The organism is Parabacteroides sp. PH5-46 (genome assembly GCF_029892785.1).
In the GTDB taxonomy this organism is placed as follows: Bacteria; Bacteroidota; Bacteroidia; order Bacteroidales; family Tannerellaceae; genus DFXE01.
In genome coordinates this window covers 52,870-71,307 of record NZ_JARXXA010000013.1, presented here as the reverse complement: position 1 = coordinate 71,307, position 18,438 = coordinate 52,870, and the positions used below count along the sequence as shown (strand labels likewise).

The window sequence follows — 18,438 nt, the reverse complement described above, 5'->3', positions numbered from 1 at the left end:
TGAATGATATGCCAAAAATATAATTTTTGCCCTAAAATACCTATCTTTGCACACCAAATAAATATAGCAGATGAACAATATTCGCAATTTCTGTATTATTGCCCATATAGACCATGGGAAAAGTACCCTGGCCGACCGTTTGCTGGAATATACTAAAACCATAGAAAGTAATTCGCAAGCACAAATTCTGGATGATATGGATCTGGAGCGTGAACGTGGTATCACGATTAAAAGCCATGCCATCCAGATGGAATATACCCGCAATACCGAAAAATATACCCTGAACCTGATTGATACTCCGGGGCACGTAGATTTTTCGTATGAAGTTTCTCGTTCCATTGCAGCTTGTGAGGGAGCTTTGCTTATTGTAGATGCCGCTCAGGGTATTCAGGCACAGACTATTTCCAACTTGTATATGGCTATCGAACATGACTTGGAGATTATTCCGATTATTAATAAGATAGACCTGCCCAGTGCCATGCCGGATGAGGTAGAAGACCAGATCGTAGAGCTGCTGGGGTGTAAGCGTGAAGATATCCTTCGTGCCAGCGGAAAAACGGGTGAAGGTGTTTATGAAATACTGGATGCTATTGTAGAAAAAGTACCGTCTCCCAAAGGAGACCCGGAAGCTCCGCTACAATGCCTGATCTTCGACTCTGTATTTAATTCTTTCCGTGGAATTATAGCTTATTTTAAAGTAGTAAACGGGGTGATTCGTAAAGGAGATCACGTGAAGTTTATCGCTACGGGCAAGGAATATGATGCCGATGAGGTGGGAATCTTGAAATTACAGATGTCTCCCCGGAGCGAAATACGAACCGGCGATGTGGGATATATTATCTCCGGAATAAAAACCTCTAAAGAGGTAAGGGTAGGGGATACCATCACGCATATAAAAGGAGGAGCGGCAGAGGCTATTGCCGGCTTTGAAGAAGTAAAACCGATGGTGTTTGCCGGAGTGTACCCCATCGAGAGTGAAGACTTTGAAAACTTGCGAACTTCTCTGGAAAAGCTCCAACTGAATGATGCCTCACTTACTTTCCAGCCCGAAAGCTCTGCTGCTTTGGGTTTTGGTTTCCGTTGCGGATTCCTGGGATTACTCCACATGGAAATTGTACAGGAGCGTCTGGATCGTGAATTCGGCATGGATGTGATCACTACAGTCCCGAACGTATCTTATAAGGTGTACGACAAAAAAGGGAGCTGCATGGAGGTGCATAATCCGAGTGGCCTGCCCGATCCTACCTTAATAGAACATATTGACGAGCCTTATATCCGGGCTTCCGTTATTACCAATACAGCCTATATCGGCCCTATTATGACGCTTTGTCTGGGCAAACGGGGTATTTTGCTTAAGCAGGATTATATCTCCGGCGACCGGGTAGAAATCTTTTATGATCTGCCTTTGGGTGAGATAGTGATCGATTTTTATGACAAGCTAAAGAGTATCTCTAAGGGCTATGCTTCTTTTGATTACCATATTCAGGATTTCCGTCCTAGCAAACTGGTTAAGCTGGACATCCTGTTGAACGGTGAGCCGGTAGATGCCCTTTCTACGCTGACACACGTGGATAATAGTGTGACCTTCGGACGCAGGATGTGCGAAAAGCTGAAAGAACTGATTCCTCGGCAGCAATTCGATATTGCCATTCAGGCGGCTATCGGTTCGAAGATTATTGCCCGCGAAACCATCAAGGCTGTCCGTAAAGACGTAACAGCTAAATGTTATGGTGGAGATATCTCGCGTAAACGCAAACTCTTGGAAAAACAGAAAGAAGGGAAGAAGCGTATGAAGCAGATCGGAACCGTAGAAGTTCCCCAAAAAGCTTTCCTTGCCGTCTTGAAACTGGATTAATTCCCGGACGTCACCAAAATAAAATAGCTCGTGTCCTATGAAAAGTGAGACACGAGCTATTTTTATTTAGTAACGTCTGATTTTTTATACTACACCTTGTGCCATCATCGCTTTGGCTACCTTCATGAAGCCGGCAATGTTTGCACCTTTTACATAGTTGATGTAATTACCTTCTTTGCCGTGAGCAACGCATTGTTCGTGGATAGCGCTCATAATTTGATGCAACTTGGCATCTACTTCTTCGGCTGTCCAGGAGATATGCATGGCGTTCTGTGTCATTTCCAAACCGGATGTAGCCACACCGCCTGCGTTTACTGCCTTGCCGGGAGCAAATAGCATTTTGTGCTCAATGAATAAGTCTACCGCTTCAGCCGTACAACCCATATTTGATGTTTCAGCTATACAAATGGCCTTATTAGCAATGATAAGTTTGGCATCGTTCTCGTCCAACTCGTTTTGCGTAGCACATGGAATTACGATGTCTACTTTTTGTTCCCATGGGCGTTTGTTCGGGAAGAACTTCGCGTTCGGATATTGTTGCACATAGGGCTCTACGATATCGTTACCCGAATTACGCAGTTCCAGCATATAATCTATTTTTTCTCCGCAGATACCGTCCGGATCGTATACGTATCCGTCCGGGCCGGAGATAGTAACTACTTTAGCGCCGAACTCAGTCGCTTTAGTGGCAGCTCCCCAGGCTACGTTTCCAAAACCTGACAGGGCAACTGTTTTCCCCTTAATGTCGATACCATGCGTTTCAAGCATCTGATGAACAAAGTATAAGGAACCGAATCCGGTAGCTTCCGGACGAAGGATAGAACCTCCGAACTCAAGCCCTTTTCCGGTGAAAGTACCTGTGTTTTCACGAGCCAGTTTTTTGTACATGCCGTACATATAACCAACTTCACGACCGCCTACGCCTATATCACCGGCAGGCACATCTGTGTCGGGCCCGATATTACGCCATAGCTCCATAATGAAAGCCTGGCAGAAGCGCATGATTTCACCATCGCTTTTACCACGAGGTGCGAAATCCGATCCACCTTTACCGCCTCCCATAGGAAGAGTAGTCAGCGCATTTTTGAAGGTTTGCTCAAAGCCTAAGAATTTCAAAATAGACAGGTTTACCGACGGGTGAAAACGTAATCCACCTTTGTACGGGCCGATGGCACTGTTAAACTGCACACGATACCCCAGGTTTACCTGGACATCCCCTTTGTCGTCTACCCAAGGTACACGGAAAGTGATGATACGCTCTGGTTCTACCAAACGTTCTATGATTTTTGCTTTCTCGAATTCCGGGTGTTGATTGTAAACATCTTCAATAGAGATGAGGACTTCCTTTACAGCCTGTAAATACTCCTTTTCCCCCGGATGCTTTGCTTCTAGAGCAGATAAGATCAATTCTGTCTTCATAGCGTTTAAAATTATATTTAGGTTGCAATTTGTTCACAAATGTAGGTAAATTTACGGATAGAAAAAGTTTTCGGCTTACTTTTTGGCAGTTTGAAATGTTAATTTTTTTGTTTCTGAAATCAAGGCTTTTTTGTCTGCTCATAACTGTGAAGTAACATGTAATGCCGTATCCTGTTTTTTGTTTACTTTTGGACAGTTTTAACAGCAATATTATGGGCAGCATACCTGATTTTAAGAATATGGTCTTTAGAGACACCCCTTTCGCCAATCTGATGAACAAGCGTATATATAATGTATTGCTTATAGCTACAAAATATGACGCTTTTATGCTGGAAGATGATGGGCGCGTGGACGAGCAGATATTTAACGAGTATACCGCTTTGAGCCTGCGCTATCCTCCCCGTTTCACACAGGTTACTACAGAGGAAGAAGCCCTGGCGGAGTTGCAAGACCGCAATTTCGAACTTATTATTTGCATGCCGAATATGGACGATATTGATATCTTTGCTGCTCCTAAAGAAATAAAGATACATTATCCCAACATACCGATTGTTGTATTAACGCCTTTTTCAAGAGAAGTTACCCGAAGAGTAGCCAATGACGACCTGAGCGCCATTGATTACATCTTCAGCTGGCTGGGTAATGCGGAGTTGCTTCTGGCTATCATCAAACTGATAGAAGATAAGATGAATGCCGAAGACGATGTCAAGAGCGTAGGCGTACAAATCATCCTGTTGGTGGAAGATTCCATCCGCTTTTATTCTTCTACACTACCGCATTTGTACAAGTTTGTACTGGAGCAAAGTCAGGAGTTTTCCAAGGAAGCATTGAATGACCACCAGCGGACCTTGCGTATGAGAGGACGTCCGAAAATCAAGCTGGCACGTACCTATGAAGAAGCTGTCCGAATTTTCGAGACATATAAGGATAATATGCTGGGCATTATCTCGGATATGAGCTTTATGCGTGAAGGTGTAAAAGACCCGCTTGCCGGATATAAGTTCGGGCGCTATGTTCGCAAGACAGGCTTGGTAATTCCGATTATCATGGAGTCTTCGGAATCCTCTAATAAGGTATACGCAAAGGAACTGGGCGCTTCTTTTATAGATAAAAACTCAAAGAGCTACCCTCAGGATTTACGGAAGAAGATCACACAACGTTTCGGATTTGGCGATTTTATTATCCTGAACCCGCAGACGAAGGAAGAAATCATGCGCATAAAAGACCTGAAAGACCTGCAGCGAAAGATTTTCGACATTCCCGATGATTCATTAGTGTATCACTTGTCGCGCAACCATTTCTCTCGTTTCTTTTATTCGCGTGCCATGTTCCCTCCTGCCGAGGTACTGAAGCGTGTAGACGTGATTGACTATAAGGATATGGACGAAGCGCGCCAGTTGATTTTCGACCTGATTGTGCAATATCGCCGGATGAAGAATAGCGGGGTAGTAGCCGTATACCAAAAAGAACGTTTTGACGAATACAGCAATTTTGCCCGTATTGGCGAAGGCTCCTTAGGAGGAAAGGGGAGAGGTCTTGCTTTTATCGGTGCCATGGTAAAGCGCTATCCGGAGTTGCATACGGAGAATTTTGAAGTAACCATTCCCAAAACGGTCGTTATATGTACGGATATTTTCGACGAGTTCATGGAAACCAACGAACTGTATCCTATGGCATTGAATGAGACGGATGATGATACAATCCTGAAATATTTTATTCGCGCCAGCCTGCCTTCTTCCCTGATTGAAGACCTGATGGCTTTCTTCGATGTAGTGAAAGGACCTTTGGCCATTCGCTCTTCCAGTTTGCTGGAAGACTCGCACTACCAGCCTTTTGCCGGGATATATTCTACTTACATGGTACCCAAGAATCAGGACAAATATGAGATGCTCCGAACGGTAAGCGATGCCATAAAAGCGGTCTACGCCTCTGTGTTTTACAAAGACAGTAAAGCTTATATGACGGCAACTTCCAATCTGATCGATCAGGAGAAGATGTCTATTGTTCTGCAGGAAGTAGTAGGTTCTCAGTACAACCATCATTTTTATCCGACCATATCCGGAGTCGCCCGTTCGCTTAATTTTTATCCGATAGGGAATGAGAAGGCAGAAGACGGGATTGTAAATATCGCATTAGGCCTCGGAAAATATATTGTGGATGGGGGACTTACATTGCGCTTTTCTCCTCTTCATCCTCACAATATACTTCAGCTAAGTACGATGGAGTTCGCTCTTCGGGAGACGCAAACCCGCTTCTATGCCTTAGATCTGGAGAACCTGGCGGACCAGTTCTCTATCGACGACTCCTTTAACCTGCTACGCCTGAGCGTGAAAGATGCTGACGCCGATGGCTCGCTACGATATATTGTTTCCACCTATGATCCGTACGATCAGATCGTACGGGACGGTTACTACCCAGGCGGACGAAAAATCATTTCTTTCACCAATATCTTACAACATGATGTTTTTCCGCTGGCGGAAACATTAGATAATATTTTAAAGATCGGACAATCAGAAATGGCACGTCCGATAGAGATTGAGTTTGCCGTAAATATAGATACTGAAAATCCGGAAAAGGCTACATTCTATCTCCTACAGATCCGTCCGGTAGTGGATAACAAAGAGATTATGGACGAAGACCTGGGCCTTGTAGAGAATGAAGAAGCGATCATCTCTTCCACTAGTGTGCTGGGGCATGGCGTTGTGAATAATGTATATGATATAGTATATGTAAAGACAAGTGCCTTTAACTCTTCGAACAATCAGTTAATTGCCTACGAGATAGAAAAGATAAACAAAGAGTTTGTAGAGCAGGAAACCGGATACGTATTAGTTGGGCCGGGACGTTGGGGGAGCAGTGACCATTGGCTTGGTATTCCGGTAAAATGGCCCCATATCTGTAATGCACGCGTCATTGTAGAATCAGGTTTGGAAAATTACAGGATAGACCCCAGCCAGGGAACCCACTTCTTCCAAAATCTGACCTCTTTTGGAGTAGGCTATTTTACAATCAACCCATTCAAGGGAGACGGTTGGTACGACGAAACCTTCCTGAATGCCCAGCCAGCCGTACAAGAAACAGAATTCGTCCGCCATGTCCGCTTCAAAGACCCCATCGTCATTAAAATGGACGGCAAACGAAGCCAAGGCGTAATCATGAAACCATAATTAAATATAAAATGAATCAAGAACCTGTATTAAACGAAGCAAAGAAAGACTACTCGCGTCCGATGCATACGGCAGAGCACATATTAAATCAGACGATGGTTCGGATGTTTAGTTGTCCGAGATCGAAGAATGCGCATATTGAGAGGAAAAAAAGCAAGTGTGATTATCTGTTGACAGAAGATCCCGGAACAGAGAAACTGGCGGAAGTAGAACGAATCGTAAATGAAGTGATTGATAAACATCTGCCGGTAACTATTGAATACCTGACACATGAAGAGGCTGCCGGTATTGTAGACCTAAGCAAATTGCCTGACGATGTGAGCGAAACACTCCGTATTGTACGTGTTGGAGACTACGATGCCTGTGCTTGTATTGGCGATCACGTTGACAATACATCCGAGATAGGACATTTTACATTTCTGAACTGCGATTATGCTGACGGAAGATTGCGTGTTCGTTTTAAACTTACTGACTAATTATAACTATTCTTATCACTGGAGTAGAATATTTTTTTTGTAAGTTTGCAGGCGTTTAACGTGATATTTTATTACAAATTTAAATACAATAGTTATGCAAACGATTGAAAAGTACAATTTCGCAGGCAAAAAGGCATTTGTGAGGGTTGACTTTAATGTACCCTTGGATGAAAACTTTAACATTACTGATGATACACGTATTCGTGCTGCTCTTCCTACTCTGAAAAAAATATTGGCTGATGGCGGTAGCCCGATCATTGGTTCTCACCTGGGGCGTCCGAAGGGTGCAACAGATAAGTTTTCACTGAAACATATTTTAGGACATGTGTCTGAATTATTGGGAGTAAATGTACAGTTTGCTAATGATTGTATAGGAGAAGAAGCTGTAACTAAGTCAGCAGCTTTGAAACCTGGTGAAGCTTTATTGTTGGAAAACCTTCGCTTTTATGCTGAAGAAGAAGGTAAACCAAGAGGCTTGGCTGAAGACGCTTCGGAAGAAGAGAAAGCTGCAGCAAAGAAAGCAGTAAAAGCCAGCCAGAAAGAATTTACGAAGAAACTGGCGTCTTATGCAGACTGCTATGTAAATGATGCTTTTGGTACTGCTCACAGAGCTCATGCTTCTACAGCTTTAATTGCTGAATATTTTGATACTGACAATAAAATGTTTGGTTATCTGATGGAGAAAGAAGTAAAAGCTGTAGAAAAAGTAATGACAGATATCAATCGTCCGTTTACAGCCATTATGGGAGGCTCGAAAGTTTCTTCTAAGATCGAAATTATCGAAAACCTGCTTAAGAAGGTTGACAACCTGATTATTGCCGGAGGTATGACTTATACGTTCACGAAAGCAAAGGGAGGTAAGATCGGTAATTCAATTGTAGAAGATGACAAACTAGAACTGGCACTTGAGCTTATAGAAAAAGCGAAAAAAGAAAACGTAAACCTTGTATTAGCCGTTGATGCCAAAATAGCTGATGATTTCAGCAATGACGCTAACACGAAGTTTTGCCCCGTAGGAGAAATTCCTGATAACTGGGAGGGCCTGGATATCGGTCCTGAAACAGAAAAGATATTTGCTGATGTAATTAAGAAGTCAAAAACCATCCTTTGGAATGGTCCGACAGGTGTATTTGAGCTAGAAAACTTTACACACGGAACAAGGTCTGTAGGCGAAGCTGTTGTAGAAGCCACTAAAAACGGTGCATTCTCATTAGTAGGTGGTGGAGACTCAGTAGCAGCAGTAAACAAATTCGGTTTGGCCGACGGCGTATCCTATGTTTCAACAGGCGGTGGCGCCCTATTAGAAGCAATCGAAGGAAAAACTCTTCCAGGCATTGCTGCTATCAGAGGATACTAAACATAAAAAATAGTCTATTTAAAAAGCGATCTCTTTTCGGGATCGCTTTTTTTGGTTGCATATATTGGCTGTACTCTAGTACTTTTGTAAAACCGTTAGCATTTTGCGATCCAGTTTCTGTCCATACCAATCCTCATAATCCACATCTTTCCTACCGGAGTTGAGTAATCCGAAGCTACCATGAAAATTCCAGATTGCCCATCCTATATTGTGTTCTGTGAAAATGCTCAATAAATCATTGAGCCATGCCAGAAATACCGGATGAGGGGTTTCTTTGTGACTGCCACATTCTCCGCAGTGTACGCCAACTCCCTGTTTTAATAAATCTATCCAGGGTTTGTAATAGTCTTCAAGTACTTGCCGATTAAATTCTTCTCCATTGATGATTCCCGGCCAAACGGGAATTGGTGCGTCATCCGGATTTTCCCATACCCAGCTAGCCCGGTAATGCGATATATAGTGAGGGTGATATCCCCGGCAGCTTTGCCCTACTCCCAGATCAATCAGTTCGGGAACAACCTTGCTACCCACATCGTTGCCATCTGCAATAATTAAACGCTCCGGAGTTTGTGCATGAATCACATTTATACAGCCTTTTACTATTTTCCGGTATAGTTGTCCAGGTAGAGGAGTTCTTAGGCTGAATTGGTCATTCATGTCTTCACGGTAACAGGGTTCGTTCAGTAAATCAAAGCTTAATCGTTTGGGTGATATGTTTTTAAAGCGTTTTGCCCACATACTCCAATGCGCATAAAAAGCTTGTTGTGCATGATCGTCTTTCCACAAATTGAACGGTTCTGTAAAGCCGGCATTGATGCAGAATCCGGGTGCTCTATGTAAGTTCAGGTTAACATGTAAATTATATTTGTTTGCCAGATATACCAGTTTTTCTATTTCGTCGATCACTTCTTCATTGAAAGCTATTGTTTCTTCGGGAGTAATATCCCGCCCGCTTTTAGCGCTATAATGGATATATGAGGGATATTGTAAGGGGATACGAACAAAATCAAATCCCCAGTCAGACATCCATTTGAAATCTTTCTCTTTCGAAGCACCCGGCATACCCGGTTTCCACTTACGCGAAGTGTAAAAGTCCATGAGGTTGAAACCCCGCCATCGTGGCAGTTTGTTTTTTATCTGTACCTCTGTACATGAATAATTAGTAGATAAGCCCGCTAATATAGCACTTGCACCCGCTTTCTTTAAGAATGTACGACGATTTATCTCTCTCATTTTTCCACTATTCATTTCCCCACAACTTTGGGCCGTTTCCATTATTTTTTCGCCATTCATGCCGCCATTTATGCAGTTCTACCGGTCCGATCATCGGTTTCGGTTTTCTTAGTTCCTTACTTGGAGCAGGAGGTAATGAAGCGGCTTCGCTTTGATACCAATAGGCTACCGTGCCTATATCCAATGTCATATTATTGCTTCCGCCATGTTCTATTGTCCCTTTTAATGCAGTTTCAAAGAATATCGGATCATTGATGAAGAATCGATACACATGGGTGCGCCCTAACCAACCAACATCGTTATTAACGCGTGGATAGCCATAATACGGATGTTGGAATACTTCTTTAGGACTCCATGACGTATTGAAAAAATCTTCGGTTCCTGTTCCCAGCAAACTTGGCAGACTTTCCCCGTCAATAAAAAACATATCATCACCTTCTCCATACCACATGGCCGTAGGGCTATGCACATAGTAGTTAATCCCCACAAAATGACCTTTTCCTTTTATATCGGCAAATACATAATTGTCTTTTCCGTCTAGATTCAAATGTTGTGGAGCTATAAGCCCCCATTCCGCTTCTCCTTCGGGATACGCTTCCGTCAGTTCATGGTTATACCAGGCATGAAAACGGCCTACATCTTTCGATAACTTTGCTACTTCCAGATAGTCGATGTAAAAGAAAAAAGCACTGATATCCCGGTCTGCCTGATTTTCTATTTCTATCCTTGCTCCGTTAGCGAAAGGCATTGAGAAATAAGACACCAATCCTGTCCCCGTAGCAGGTCCGGCTGTCAGAGGAAGCGAGGAGAAGTTATATCGCTCATTCCAGCCCTGCCCGAAGAATGGACCTATCGGTGATTCTACCGAAGGGTATTCATTGCCATCCCAATACATACGCAAAATGATATCGTTTCTGCTCAACAATTCCGGTAAGGGGGCGATTGTGAACCAAATATGATTAATGACACCGGCTCCCTTTACATCAAATATAGTGACTTTTTCTCCGGGTTTGATGTCGGCCAGGCGATCTCCGCTTCCTCCGGTCTTATCATAACTGCTTATCCGTTTGTTTTTTACATTATGACGCATCTTTGTCAGATCGAACATATCATTGCTTATATCTTGCGCAGAGAGGGCAAAGACAGCCAATGTGCTTATCATTATTGATAAAAATATTCGTTTCATGGTATTTTGTATTTATATATTTATCTGCTAGGTTTGTCCAGATAGAAATAAGCTGTAGATGATACATCGTCCTGTCTGTAATAATTAGTCCAGGCCTTTGGATAGTCCGGATCGTCCATCGCAGGAGTTTTCTTTAGTTCCAATAGTTTGATAAATTTCCATTCGTCAGAATGATCTACTGTAACGGGTATCATAGGGACGTTCGCTTTATACAACTCTAATACTTGCTCATAAGGTCCTCCTCCTATTTGCTGCAATGTAACTCTGCAACTTTCGGTAAATAAAACCGGGTCGGGTACATGGAAACGGTAGAAACTCCATAGCCAGTCTTTGCCGGAAATAGGGCAGCCCTGATACCAATTGCTGTATGCTCCCAATCCCCAGGCCGTTCCAACATAATCTTCTACTCCCGTACCACAAAGGCTGGGGTGCTCTTTATCTCCGTCCAGATAGAATTTCATTTCGCCTTCTCCCCACCAACTGCCGCCATAAGCCGTATTGGCATTCACTCCAAAACTTACTCCGAGAAAACGTCCTTCCCCTTTTATTTCAGGCAAAACGGTATAATCTTTCCCCAATACCGTAGGGTTTTCCCGGTTCCAATAACAATGGAAATACAACATCTTATCATCCCATTTCTTCAAACGGGTCAGATTGACATCATAGAATATATGACTCAGATTTTTGTCCGACTCATTTATAAGCACAATACGGGCCGCTTTCCGGAAAGGCATCGGAATATTCGTATTCATCGATTTACCTTCGGGATTGGAGAAAAAACAGTTCTCAAAGGCTACCATCGTTGCCCCGCCGTTACAAAAGAACTCTCCGAGTGGAACAGAGACGGCAGGGATAGCTGCGTCATCCCAATACATCTTTATTTTAAGTGCTCTCAACATCTCGGGACTTCTGTCATTAACTGTTAACCATATCCGATTAATAATGCCTGCCCCTTTTATGTTTAATAATACGCAGCTATCACCCGCCAGAATCCTGTCAAACGCATGTCCTTTTGCACCTTTATTCTCTAATGCACTTTTTCCTTTCTCGCCACTCAGGTTTTCAAAGCTAGTCCAGGCTGTTTGGCCTTCCCGTTTCATAAAAACCTCTTGGGCGAAAAGTCCGCCATGGGTCATTAAAACAATGAATGTTATATATAAAAATCGGTTTCTCATAGGATCTGTTTTTAATGAATAATTGAGAAATTTATTGATGTTTTTATTTGTCTATATTCCAGCGGATTATGATTCTTTGAAGAACGCACGCATGCGATTCACAAAACGCATGCGTGCGTTCTTGAAATCACATGCATGCGATTTTTAGAAGGCTTGCATACTATTTTTTTCATGTACTAATTGCTGTTATTTTACCTGGATTTCTATTCTCTCTTCCGCTAATCCTTTTGAATGAACCGTTAGTCGCATATTTCCGGATTCTGTTCCGGCTTGCAGTATGGCTAATGCTCTTCCACTGAATGTCTTCAGATTGGGATTGTTAAAGCTGCCCAGATCATCCGGGGCCGCATTGCCACATGCAATAAGTTTGCCGGAGCCGCTCACCGACAATTGAATATCCAGTTCCGCATCAGGTACCAGCCTTCCTTTTTCATCTGTTACTTCAATATGTATATAAGACAGATCATTAGGATTTGCTTTAACTACCGGATGCTCGGCTACAAGACGTATTTTAGCCGGTTTTCCGGAAGTAACTAATGACTTGGAAACAACTTCTTTCCCATTGCGGATACCTGTCGCTGTTAATTCTCCAGCTTGATAAGGTATCATAAATGTGGCAGTAAGATTATCCTCTTTCTTTATAACCTTTTCACCTAATAACTTGCCGTTATTGTGAATCCGTACCATATCAAAATTAGCATATACTGAAACCTGCAGAGGCCGATTCTCATTCCCTTCCCAATTCCAGTGAGGATATTCATCAGGCCATCCCCATTTGCTTACCAGTTCTGTTTTACCCTCTGGAATAGGAGCGTGTACCAGCAGTTCAAGATCGCTTTCTCCCCATACTACATCACGATAATAAGATTGAGGTTTTTTATTACCACAGATATCAATATCTCCACACCACGAAAGATACCAAGGGTAAGGCCTTACCGGAATAGGTACTTCTCCGGCTTTTCCATAGCGCGTGTTCCCGATACCTACTTCGCCGATATAATCAATGCCTGTCCATACAAAGTCGCCTATCACATAAGGCTTTTCTACTGCCATGTTCCAATTGATCAACGCTTCACGGGGGAAAGATTCCGTACCCACCATTACTCTGTCGGGATGCATTTGATGATCTCTTTCATAATGCTTCCATTCATAGTTGTAACAACCTATGTCCAGCAAGGCAAAAGCCGGAATCGTAGCATCCCAATGTTGAGACGGAACTTGCCAGAGGGCACAAATGGCTTGTGTAACGGGACGGGTGGTGTCTAATGATTTCGCTACAGCTACTAATCGTTCGGCAATAGCTAAGCCCGAAGCCTCTGCCCGTTCATAAATTTCATTCCCGATACTCCCGATAATGACCGATGGATGGTTACGATCACGCATCACCATAGCAGCTACGTCGCGATCCGACCACTCATCGAAATACAAGTGGTAATCATTATCCCGTTTAGGATGTACCCACATATCAAACACCTCATCAATGACTAATATTCCCAGACTATCACAAGCATCCAGAAACTGAGAAGAAGGCAAGTTATGAGCGGTACGTATGGCGTTGAAGCCATTTTTCTTCAATAGTTCCACCCGGCGGTATTCGGCTTTGTCGAAAGTTGCAGAGCCCAACAGTCCATTATCATGGTGTACACAAGCACCTTTCAACAAGGTTTCTTTACCATTTAACAGAAAACCTTTTTCGGCTGAAAACTCAATCGAACGAATACCAAAGCGGGTAGATTGTACATCTGCCAACTTACCATCTGCCAGAACTTTCACTTCAGCAGTATATAATGCCGGAGAATCAGGCGACCAAAGCTTTGGCTGATTTACAAAGAGGGAAAGAACCGGATTAACAGCACTTCCCGAAGAACAACTTATTTTCTCTTCAGCCGAGCCTACTATTTCTCCGGCTTGGTTCAGTATAGAAGCCTGTATTACTACTTCTGATGCCGCATCAGCTCCATTCCGAATAGAGACAGCTACATCCACTTGGGATTGCTTTGCGTCTACCAGAGGTGTCGTTACAAACACTCCCCACGGTTCGATATAGACAGGTTGGCTAACCGATAACCATATATGGCGATACAAACCGGCTCCCGGATACCAACGGCTATTATCACCTGTGTTGAAGGTTTTTATTGCTAGTATATTTTCCTTACCGGCAGGGTTCAGATAGGGTGTCAGATTATAACTAAACGGCGTATATCCGTTGGGGTGAAAACCTAAATGATGTCCGTTCAGCCAGACATCCGACAAGACAGATACCCCGTCAAAGCAAATAAAAACGGTTTTCCCCGCATCTTCTCGTTCAAGAGTAAAGCGTTTACGATACCAACCGGTTCCTCCATCGATATTACCGGTAGAGGTTGAGTCTTTTGTTCCTTTCACAAAAGGGCCGATATGCCTGTCGTCCTGAACAAGAGATGGTTCTATATTCCAGTCGTGGGGGATGCTTAGCTCCCGCCAGTCCGAATCATCGAAATCAACTTTTTCGGCATTGGCTATATCTCCTTTTTTGAATTTCCAGCCGGAATCTAATAAATGTTCACCTATGCTCTGTGTGTCTGTCTGCCCTCCAAACTGACAAGATGCAAGAAGAATAGCCATAAACAAATAGATTGTTGGTTTGAAAATATTCATAATCGTCTATTTTACAGGTTTACGAAGCGGAGGATACGGAATTCCATAATGCCCCGTAACAGCCGCTAATAGAAAATAATAATTATCAGCCAGATAATTGTAGCCACAAGGTGCTCCGCCTTTGGTTCGCCAGTCTACACTTTGCAGATATCCAGGGAAAAGTCCGGAGTGGGTAGGCTCACGTTCAAAGGTAGCCAACATAGAGAACAGGATATGATCCGCCTCTTCCCGCATGCCTGTATGATACAATGCCTGTATGAAGTGATAGGCTGTTTGTCCGCACAATCCGCCATTTTCATAACGTCCCCAGCGGGTCATTTCTTCCCATGTGCCCCGGTCGGCTGGGTCAACAGATATTAGGGGGCCGGGAACGCCATATACAAAATCATATCCTTCTTCCTTTAGTTTAGCAAGCATTTTCTCTAAAATAGACTTCGCTAACGATTTTTCCACCAATCCCTGATTAATAGCCATACCGTTTATAAAGGTAAACATATAATCGTGCATGCGTCCGTCTTCACTAATCCATCCGGCATATACGCCTGTTTTAGGATTAAAAAAAGTGGGATGAAATGCCTTTTTGAACAAAGATAGTTGTTTGTCGATAGCTTGTACATCTTTCTTTAATTCCAGTATATCAAAAACTTCCCGCATATTGCGTAGGGCACGATATGCCAGTATATTTACATATGCATCTTTATGACCGAAAGCAAAATCGTCCCACCAGTTCAGGCTGCTGCGTCGTTCACTAAAGAAATTACCATGATACGAGGATTCAAATATTCCGTCCTTATCTACATCGGTATCAATAACCGAACGAACTACGCGTTGCAAGCTTGATTGATGTTGACGGATAAAATCCCAGTCGTTTGTTGTTATCAGATAGTCATACAAGGATATAAGGACTACTTCTGTACTTTCCTGTCCGTAATCCTTCATGCGTCCAGACTCCTGTATCCGTTCGGTAAAGCTACGATGCAATGCTCGTTTTAAGGCATCCAGCATAGATTCGGCACCTGGCAGGGCAGGGGTGAAGACCAACATATCAGCCTTAAAGCTCATTGCCAGATGTGCAACCCCGTTGAGCAACAAATTATCCCCCATCGCTTGTTGTAAAGGATTAACCGGAAAGGCATTCTGCCAACAACGCTTCAGCCCATTAAAACGATCGGCAGAGAAGTCGCAACCTTCTATTTGAGGATAATTCTCATCCAGAACTGTAAATGTAATTTTAGCTTCTATGAGTGTTTCAGTAGTATGAAAGGAAAGGATAACAGAGCCTTTATGGTATGCACGAAAACCGGAGTGTGCCCCTCGGTTGAATGGGCCTAATGCCAAGCCGGCATTGGTATCATCAGGAACGATATGCTCCTGCATATAGATGGATTTATCTGTTGATTCCACTTTTACCAATCCGTAATCGGGGAAATGCAAGATGGCCGGAAGTTGATGTGAAACTTTAATGATCTTCGGTTTATAAAAGGATACCGGTCTGTCGTATTGTTCGGAAGGAGCTTGTTCGGAAGGCAAAGCCCATACGGTTACAGGAGATATATCGGGAGCTGTACAGATTTTGTAGAACTCACCGCTTAGCCCATCCGTAGCTTGTAATTCAAAAGAGCGTTCATTTATAGCCCGGATGCTGATCTTGTCTTTATCCGTATTTCCAACCGTACACCCGCCCATTCCGGGACGTAGCAATGACTTGTCTAACAGTCTCCTGCTTCTTCCGCCCGATTCAATACAAAAATACGCCATATCTGATGTGTTCTTAACACAGGCTAAGGCATAATAGGGAGAGGTATAGGTGACAAAATCACCCGATTCGTCTACCTTTAATGCTCTGTCATTATCTATTTGTGCATGCAAACAGTATGTCGCACACAAAAGGAATGCTATATGTAATATGTATTTCATATTTAAACTGTTTAGAGTTTGTTAGATCTTATCTACCAATATAATAACCGGCCTTTCACTTACATCTACCGTTACAGTCTGATTATTAATGGAAAGTTCTTTCTTACTTCCGTATTCCAGTTTGTCAATGAGGGATACTTGTGTAGCAGAGTCCGCATTATTGCTTAGCTCCAACTTGTACTTATTTACGGTTGTACCATCAGATGTCGGACACCAAAGTACATATGCTCCTTGTCCTGTTTCGGGATGACGATAGCGATACACCCAAACCTTATCATTTCCGGATGTATATTCATCATGGAATAACATTCCTGTAAGTGCTGTTTTCAGTGTTTTTACATAATACCAGGAAGGCTTGAATTCATTGTCAATTGTAATAAAGCCGCTACTACCATATACTCCGTGTGTATAATTCCTTAAGTCGTTGGCCAGGAACATCTGCAAGCGTTCAAAGCCGGCAGCTGATCCTATCAGGAATGCACGAACCAACCATTGCCCCTGAATTTCATTCATTGTAATCTTATCAGGATACAGCTTGTGCCCAAAGGCCGCTGATTGGTAGGTTGTTTCATCCGTATCCCATCCAAACTCTGTCAGCCATAGTTCTACATGAGGCAAATTCTCGTTACGCCAATGTACCAGCTTTTCCAACTTTTCCTTCATTCGGTCTGCTTCCGGACTTACACCATAGGCGTCTTCTTTCGAGTGTTGCTTACCCATTGTATTGCAGTAATGATGAACATTTATTACATCCGCAGGGAACGAACCATCTCTGTAATAGTCGGACCATAGCTTCATCGCCTGTATATAACTTAACGAAAGTTCGGCTAAACCTCCGAACGAAAATTTAATATTCGGATCGGCAGCTTTTACACCAAAACCCGGTCCCAGCTCTCCCATATGCCCGTCATAAGATGCACTGCAATAAGCGGCAAACTGATAGGGGGTGAAGTGTCCGGCAGGGTTGTCCCACCAGCGGTTTCCTTCGTTCCAGTTTTCATAATAGCGGATCAATCCCAAACCGCTTTTCTTGGGGGCTACTTCTGTGGTACGCAGCAGATGATCGGGCACTTTTGCATGTCCATACCGGGCTACAAACTGAAACGAATAATCAGCCATAATCTTATACGATGCCGGATCGGAAGGATCTCCTCCGAAATTGGGAATACATTCGCGTTGGTTCTTTTCGTCTACATGCCGATGTATACAGGGCATACATTCGATCCCCATATCCAGCATTTTCTTATAATAGGTATCACTATTGCCGTCAGACGGATGATATTTATTGCCTAAAGTAGGTATAGGGTCCCATGATATAGGAGTACTAAGGTCTGTTACCCCATTCCATCCCCAGGCCCGGTATTCGCGGACATTCCCTACGGCTTCATGTACTTTGTCAGGAGTATTAATATACGAATTCATGCCAATATACTGATCCATCGGTACATTGAAGGGCATAAATTGGGTTTTGGCTTTTGCCGGAGGCATTTCTTCCAGCGGATACCCCATAAGTACAACTTCTGTAACCGCCAGATCATAGTTTTCAGGGAAATATCCTTCTTCTTTGTGTACAAGAGTGGGATGTTTTTGAATCTGAAGAAAACGTGTCTCATACGGGCAGTCTACCTTTATCCATTTATCTTCATTTTGCAGAGTAACCGATAAGGAATCACTCCAGTTAAACGGCTCTCCGGATGATATTCTCAGTCTACCACCTTTTACCCGGTGGCTTCCGCTTGCATCATAGATCCAGACGGATTCAACCCTGTATTTCCGTTGCAGGTCGATAACAAGTCCGGCCGGCCAGTAAGTAAGCATGCCGTATGTATCCCAACGAGTTTTGGGTGTTCCGTTAATATCCTGCTCGTCAAACCAGTTCATAAAGACTCCCGAACCAGATTCATCAATCACCATATCCTCGGTTATCGGAATTATCTTTGATTCCGGTTGAGAGCAGGATATCCACATAGAGGATGATAAAATAACTAATGCACAAACTGCTATCCTCCAAAACAT

At 43.2% G+C, this 18,438-nt stretch carries 11 protein-coding genes; 4 read left to right on the top strand and 7 right to left on the bottom strand.

What is annotated here, in order from left to right; all coding sequences use genetic code 11:
* Nucleotides 1-70: 70 nt before the first annotated feature.
* The gene (gene lepA, locus M2470_RS13520; protein ID WP_280745530.1) at nucleotides 71-1,855 is read left to right on the top strand and encodes a translation elongation factor 4; all 1,785 of its coding nucleotides are present in this window, start codon (nucleotides 71-73) and stop codon (nucleotides 1,853-1,855) included.
* Between the two features lie 84 nt (nucleotides 1,856-1,939).
* Here lepA and gdhA read toward each other — a convergent pair whose 3' ends face one another.
* Nucleotides 1,940-3,274, bottom strand: a complete 1,335-nt coding sequence (gene gdhA / locus M2470_RS13515) for an NADP-specific glutamate dehydrogenase (RefSeq protein ID WP_280745529.1) — start codon at nucleotides 3,272-3,274, stop codon at nucleotides 1,940-1,942.
* Between the two features lie 212 nt (nucleotides 3,275-3,486).
* Here gdhA and M2470_RS13510 point away from each other — a divergent pair, with 212 nt between their 5' ends.
* The 3 genes from M2470_RS13510 (at nucleotide 3,487) to M2470_RS13500 (ending at nucleotide 8,274) form a co-directional block, all read left to right on the top strand.
* On the top strand, nucleotides 3,487-6,441 hold the full coding sequence (locus M2470_RS13510) for a PEP/pyruvate-binding domain-containing protein (RefSeq protein ID WP_280745528.1): 2,955 nt from the start codon (nucleotides 3,487-3,489) through the stop codon (nucleotides 6,439-6,441).
* Nucleotides 6,442-6,452: 11 nt separating this feature from the next.
* On the top strand, nucleotides 6,453-6,917 hold the full coding sequence (locus M2470_RS13505) for a hypothetical protein (protein ID WP_280745526.1): 465 nt from the start codon (nucleotides 6,453-6,455) through the stop codon (nucleotides 6,915-6,917).
* Nucleotides 6,918-7,011: 94 nt separating this feature from the next.
* Nucleotides 7,012-8,274: a phosphoglycerate kinase gene (locus tag M2470_RS13500; protein ID WP_280745525.1), complete on the top strand. Its 1,263-nt coding sequence runs from the start codon at nucleotides 7,012-7,014 to the stop codon at nucleotides 8,272-8,274.
* Between the two features lie 75 nt (nucleotides 8,275-8,349).
* Here M2470_RS13500 and M2470_RS13495 read toward each other — a convergent pair whose 3' ends face one another.
* The 6 genes from M2470_RS13495 to M2470_RS13470 form a co-directional block, all read right to left on the bottom strand.
* A complete protein-coding gene (locus M2470_RS13495) occupies nucleotides 8,350-9,507 on the bottom strand; it encodes a cellulase family glycosylhydrolase (protein WP_280745524.1) in 1,158 nt (385 codons plus the stop codon).
* A 7-nt stretch (nucleotides 9,508-9,514) separates the two neighbouring features.
* Nucleotides 9,515-10,693: a glycoside hydrolase family 172 protein gene (locus tag M2470_RS13490; protein WP_280745523.1), complete on the bottom strand. Its 1,179-nt coding sequence runs from the start codon at nucleotides 10,691-10,693 to the stop codon at nucleotides 9,515-9,517.
* A gap of 20 nt (nucleotides 10,694-10,713) precedes the next feature.
* Entirely contained in the window at nucleotides 10,714-11,868 is a 1,155-nt protein-coding gene (locus M2470_RS13485; protein ID WP_280745522.1) for a glycoside hydrolase family 172 protein, read from the bottom strand.
* Between the two features lie 186 nt (nucleotides 11,869-12,054).
* Entirely contained in the window at nucleotides 12,055-14,505 is a 2,451-nt protein-coding gene (locus tag M2470_RS13480) for a glycoside hydrolase family 2 TIM barrel-domain containing protein (protein ID WP_280745521.1), read from the bottom strand.
* A 6-nt stretch (nucleotides 14,506-14,511) separates the two neighbouring features.
* Complete coding sequence (locus tag M2470_RS13475) at nucleotides 14,512-16,422, bottom strand: GH116 family glycosyl hydrolase (RefSeq protein WP_280745520.1); 1,911 nt, start codon at nucleotides 16,420-16,422, stop codon at nucleotides 14,512-14,514.
* 21 nt (nucleotides 16,423-16,443) lie between these two features.
* Nucleotides 16,444-18,438, bottom strand: coding sequence for a hypothetical protein (locus M2470_RS13470; RefSeq protein WP_280745519.1), 1,995 nt, complete (start codon nucleotides 18,436-18,438; stop codon nucleotides 16,444-16,446).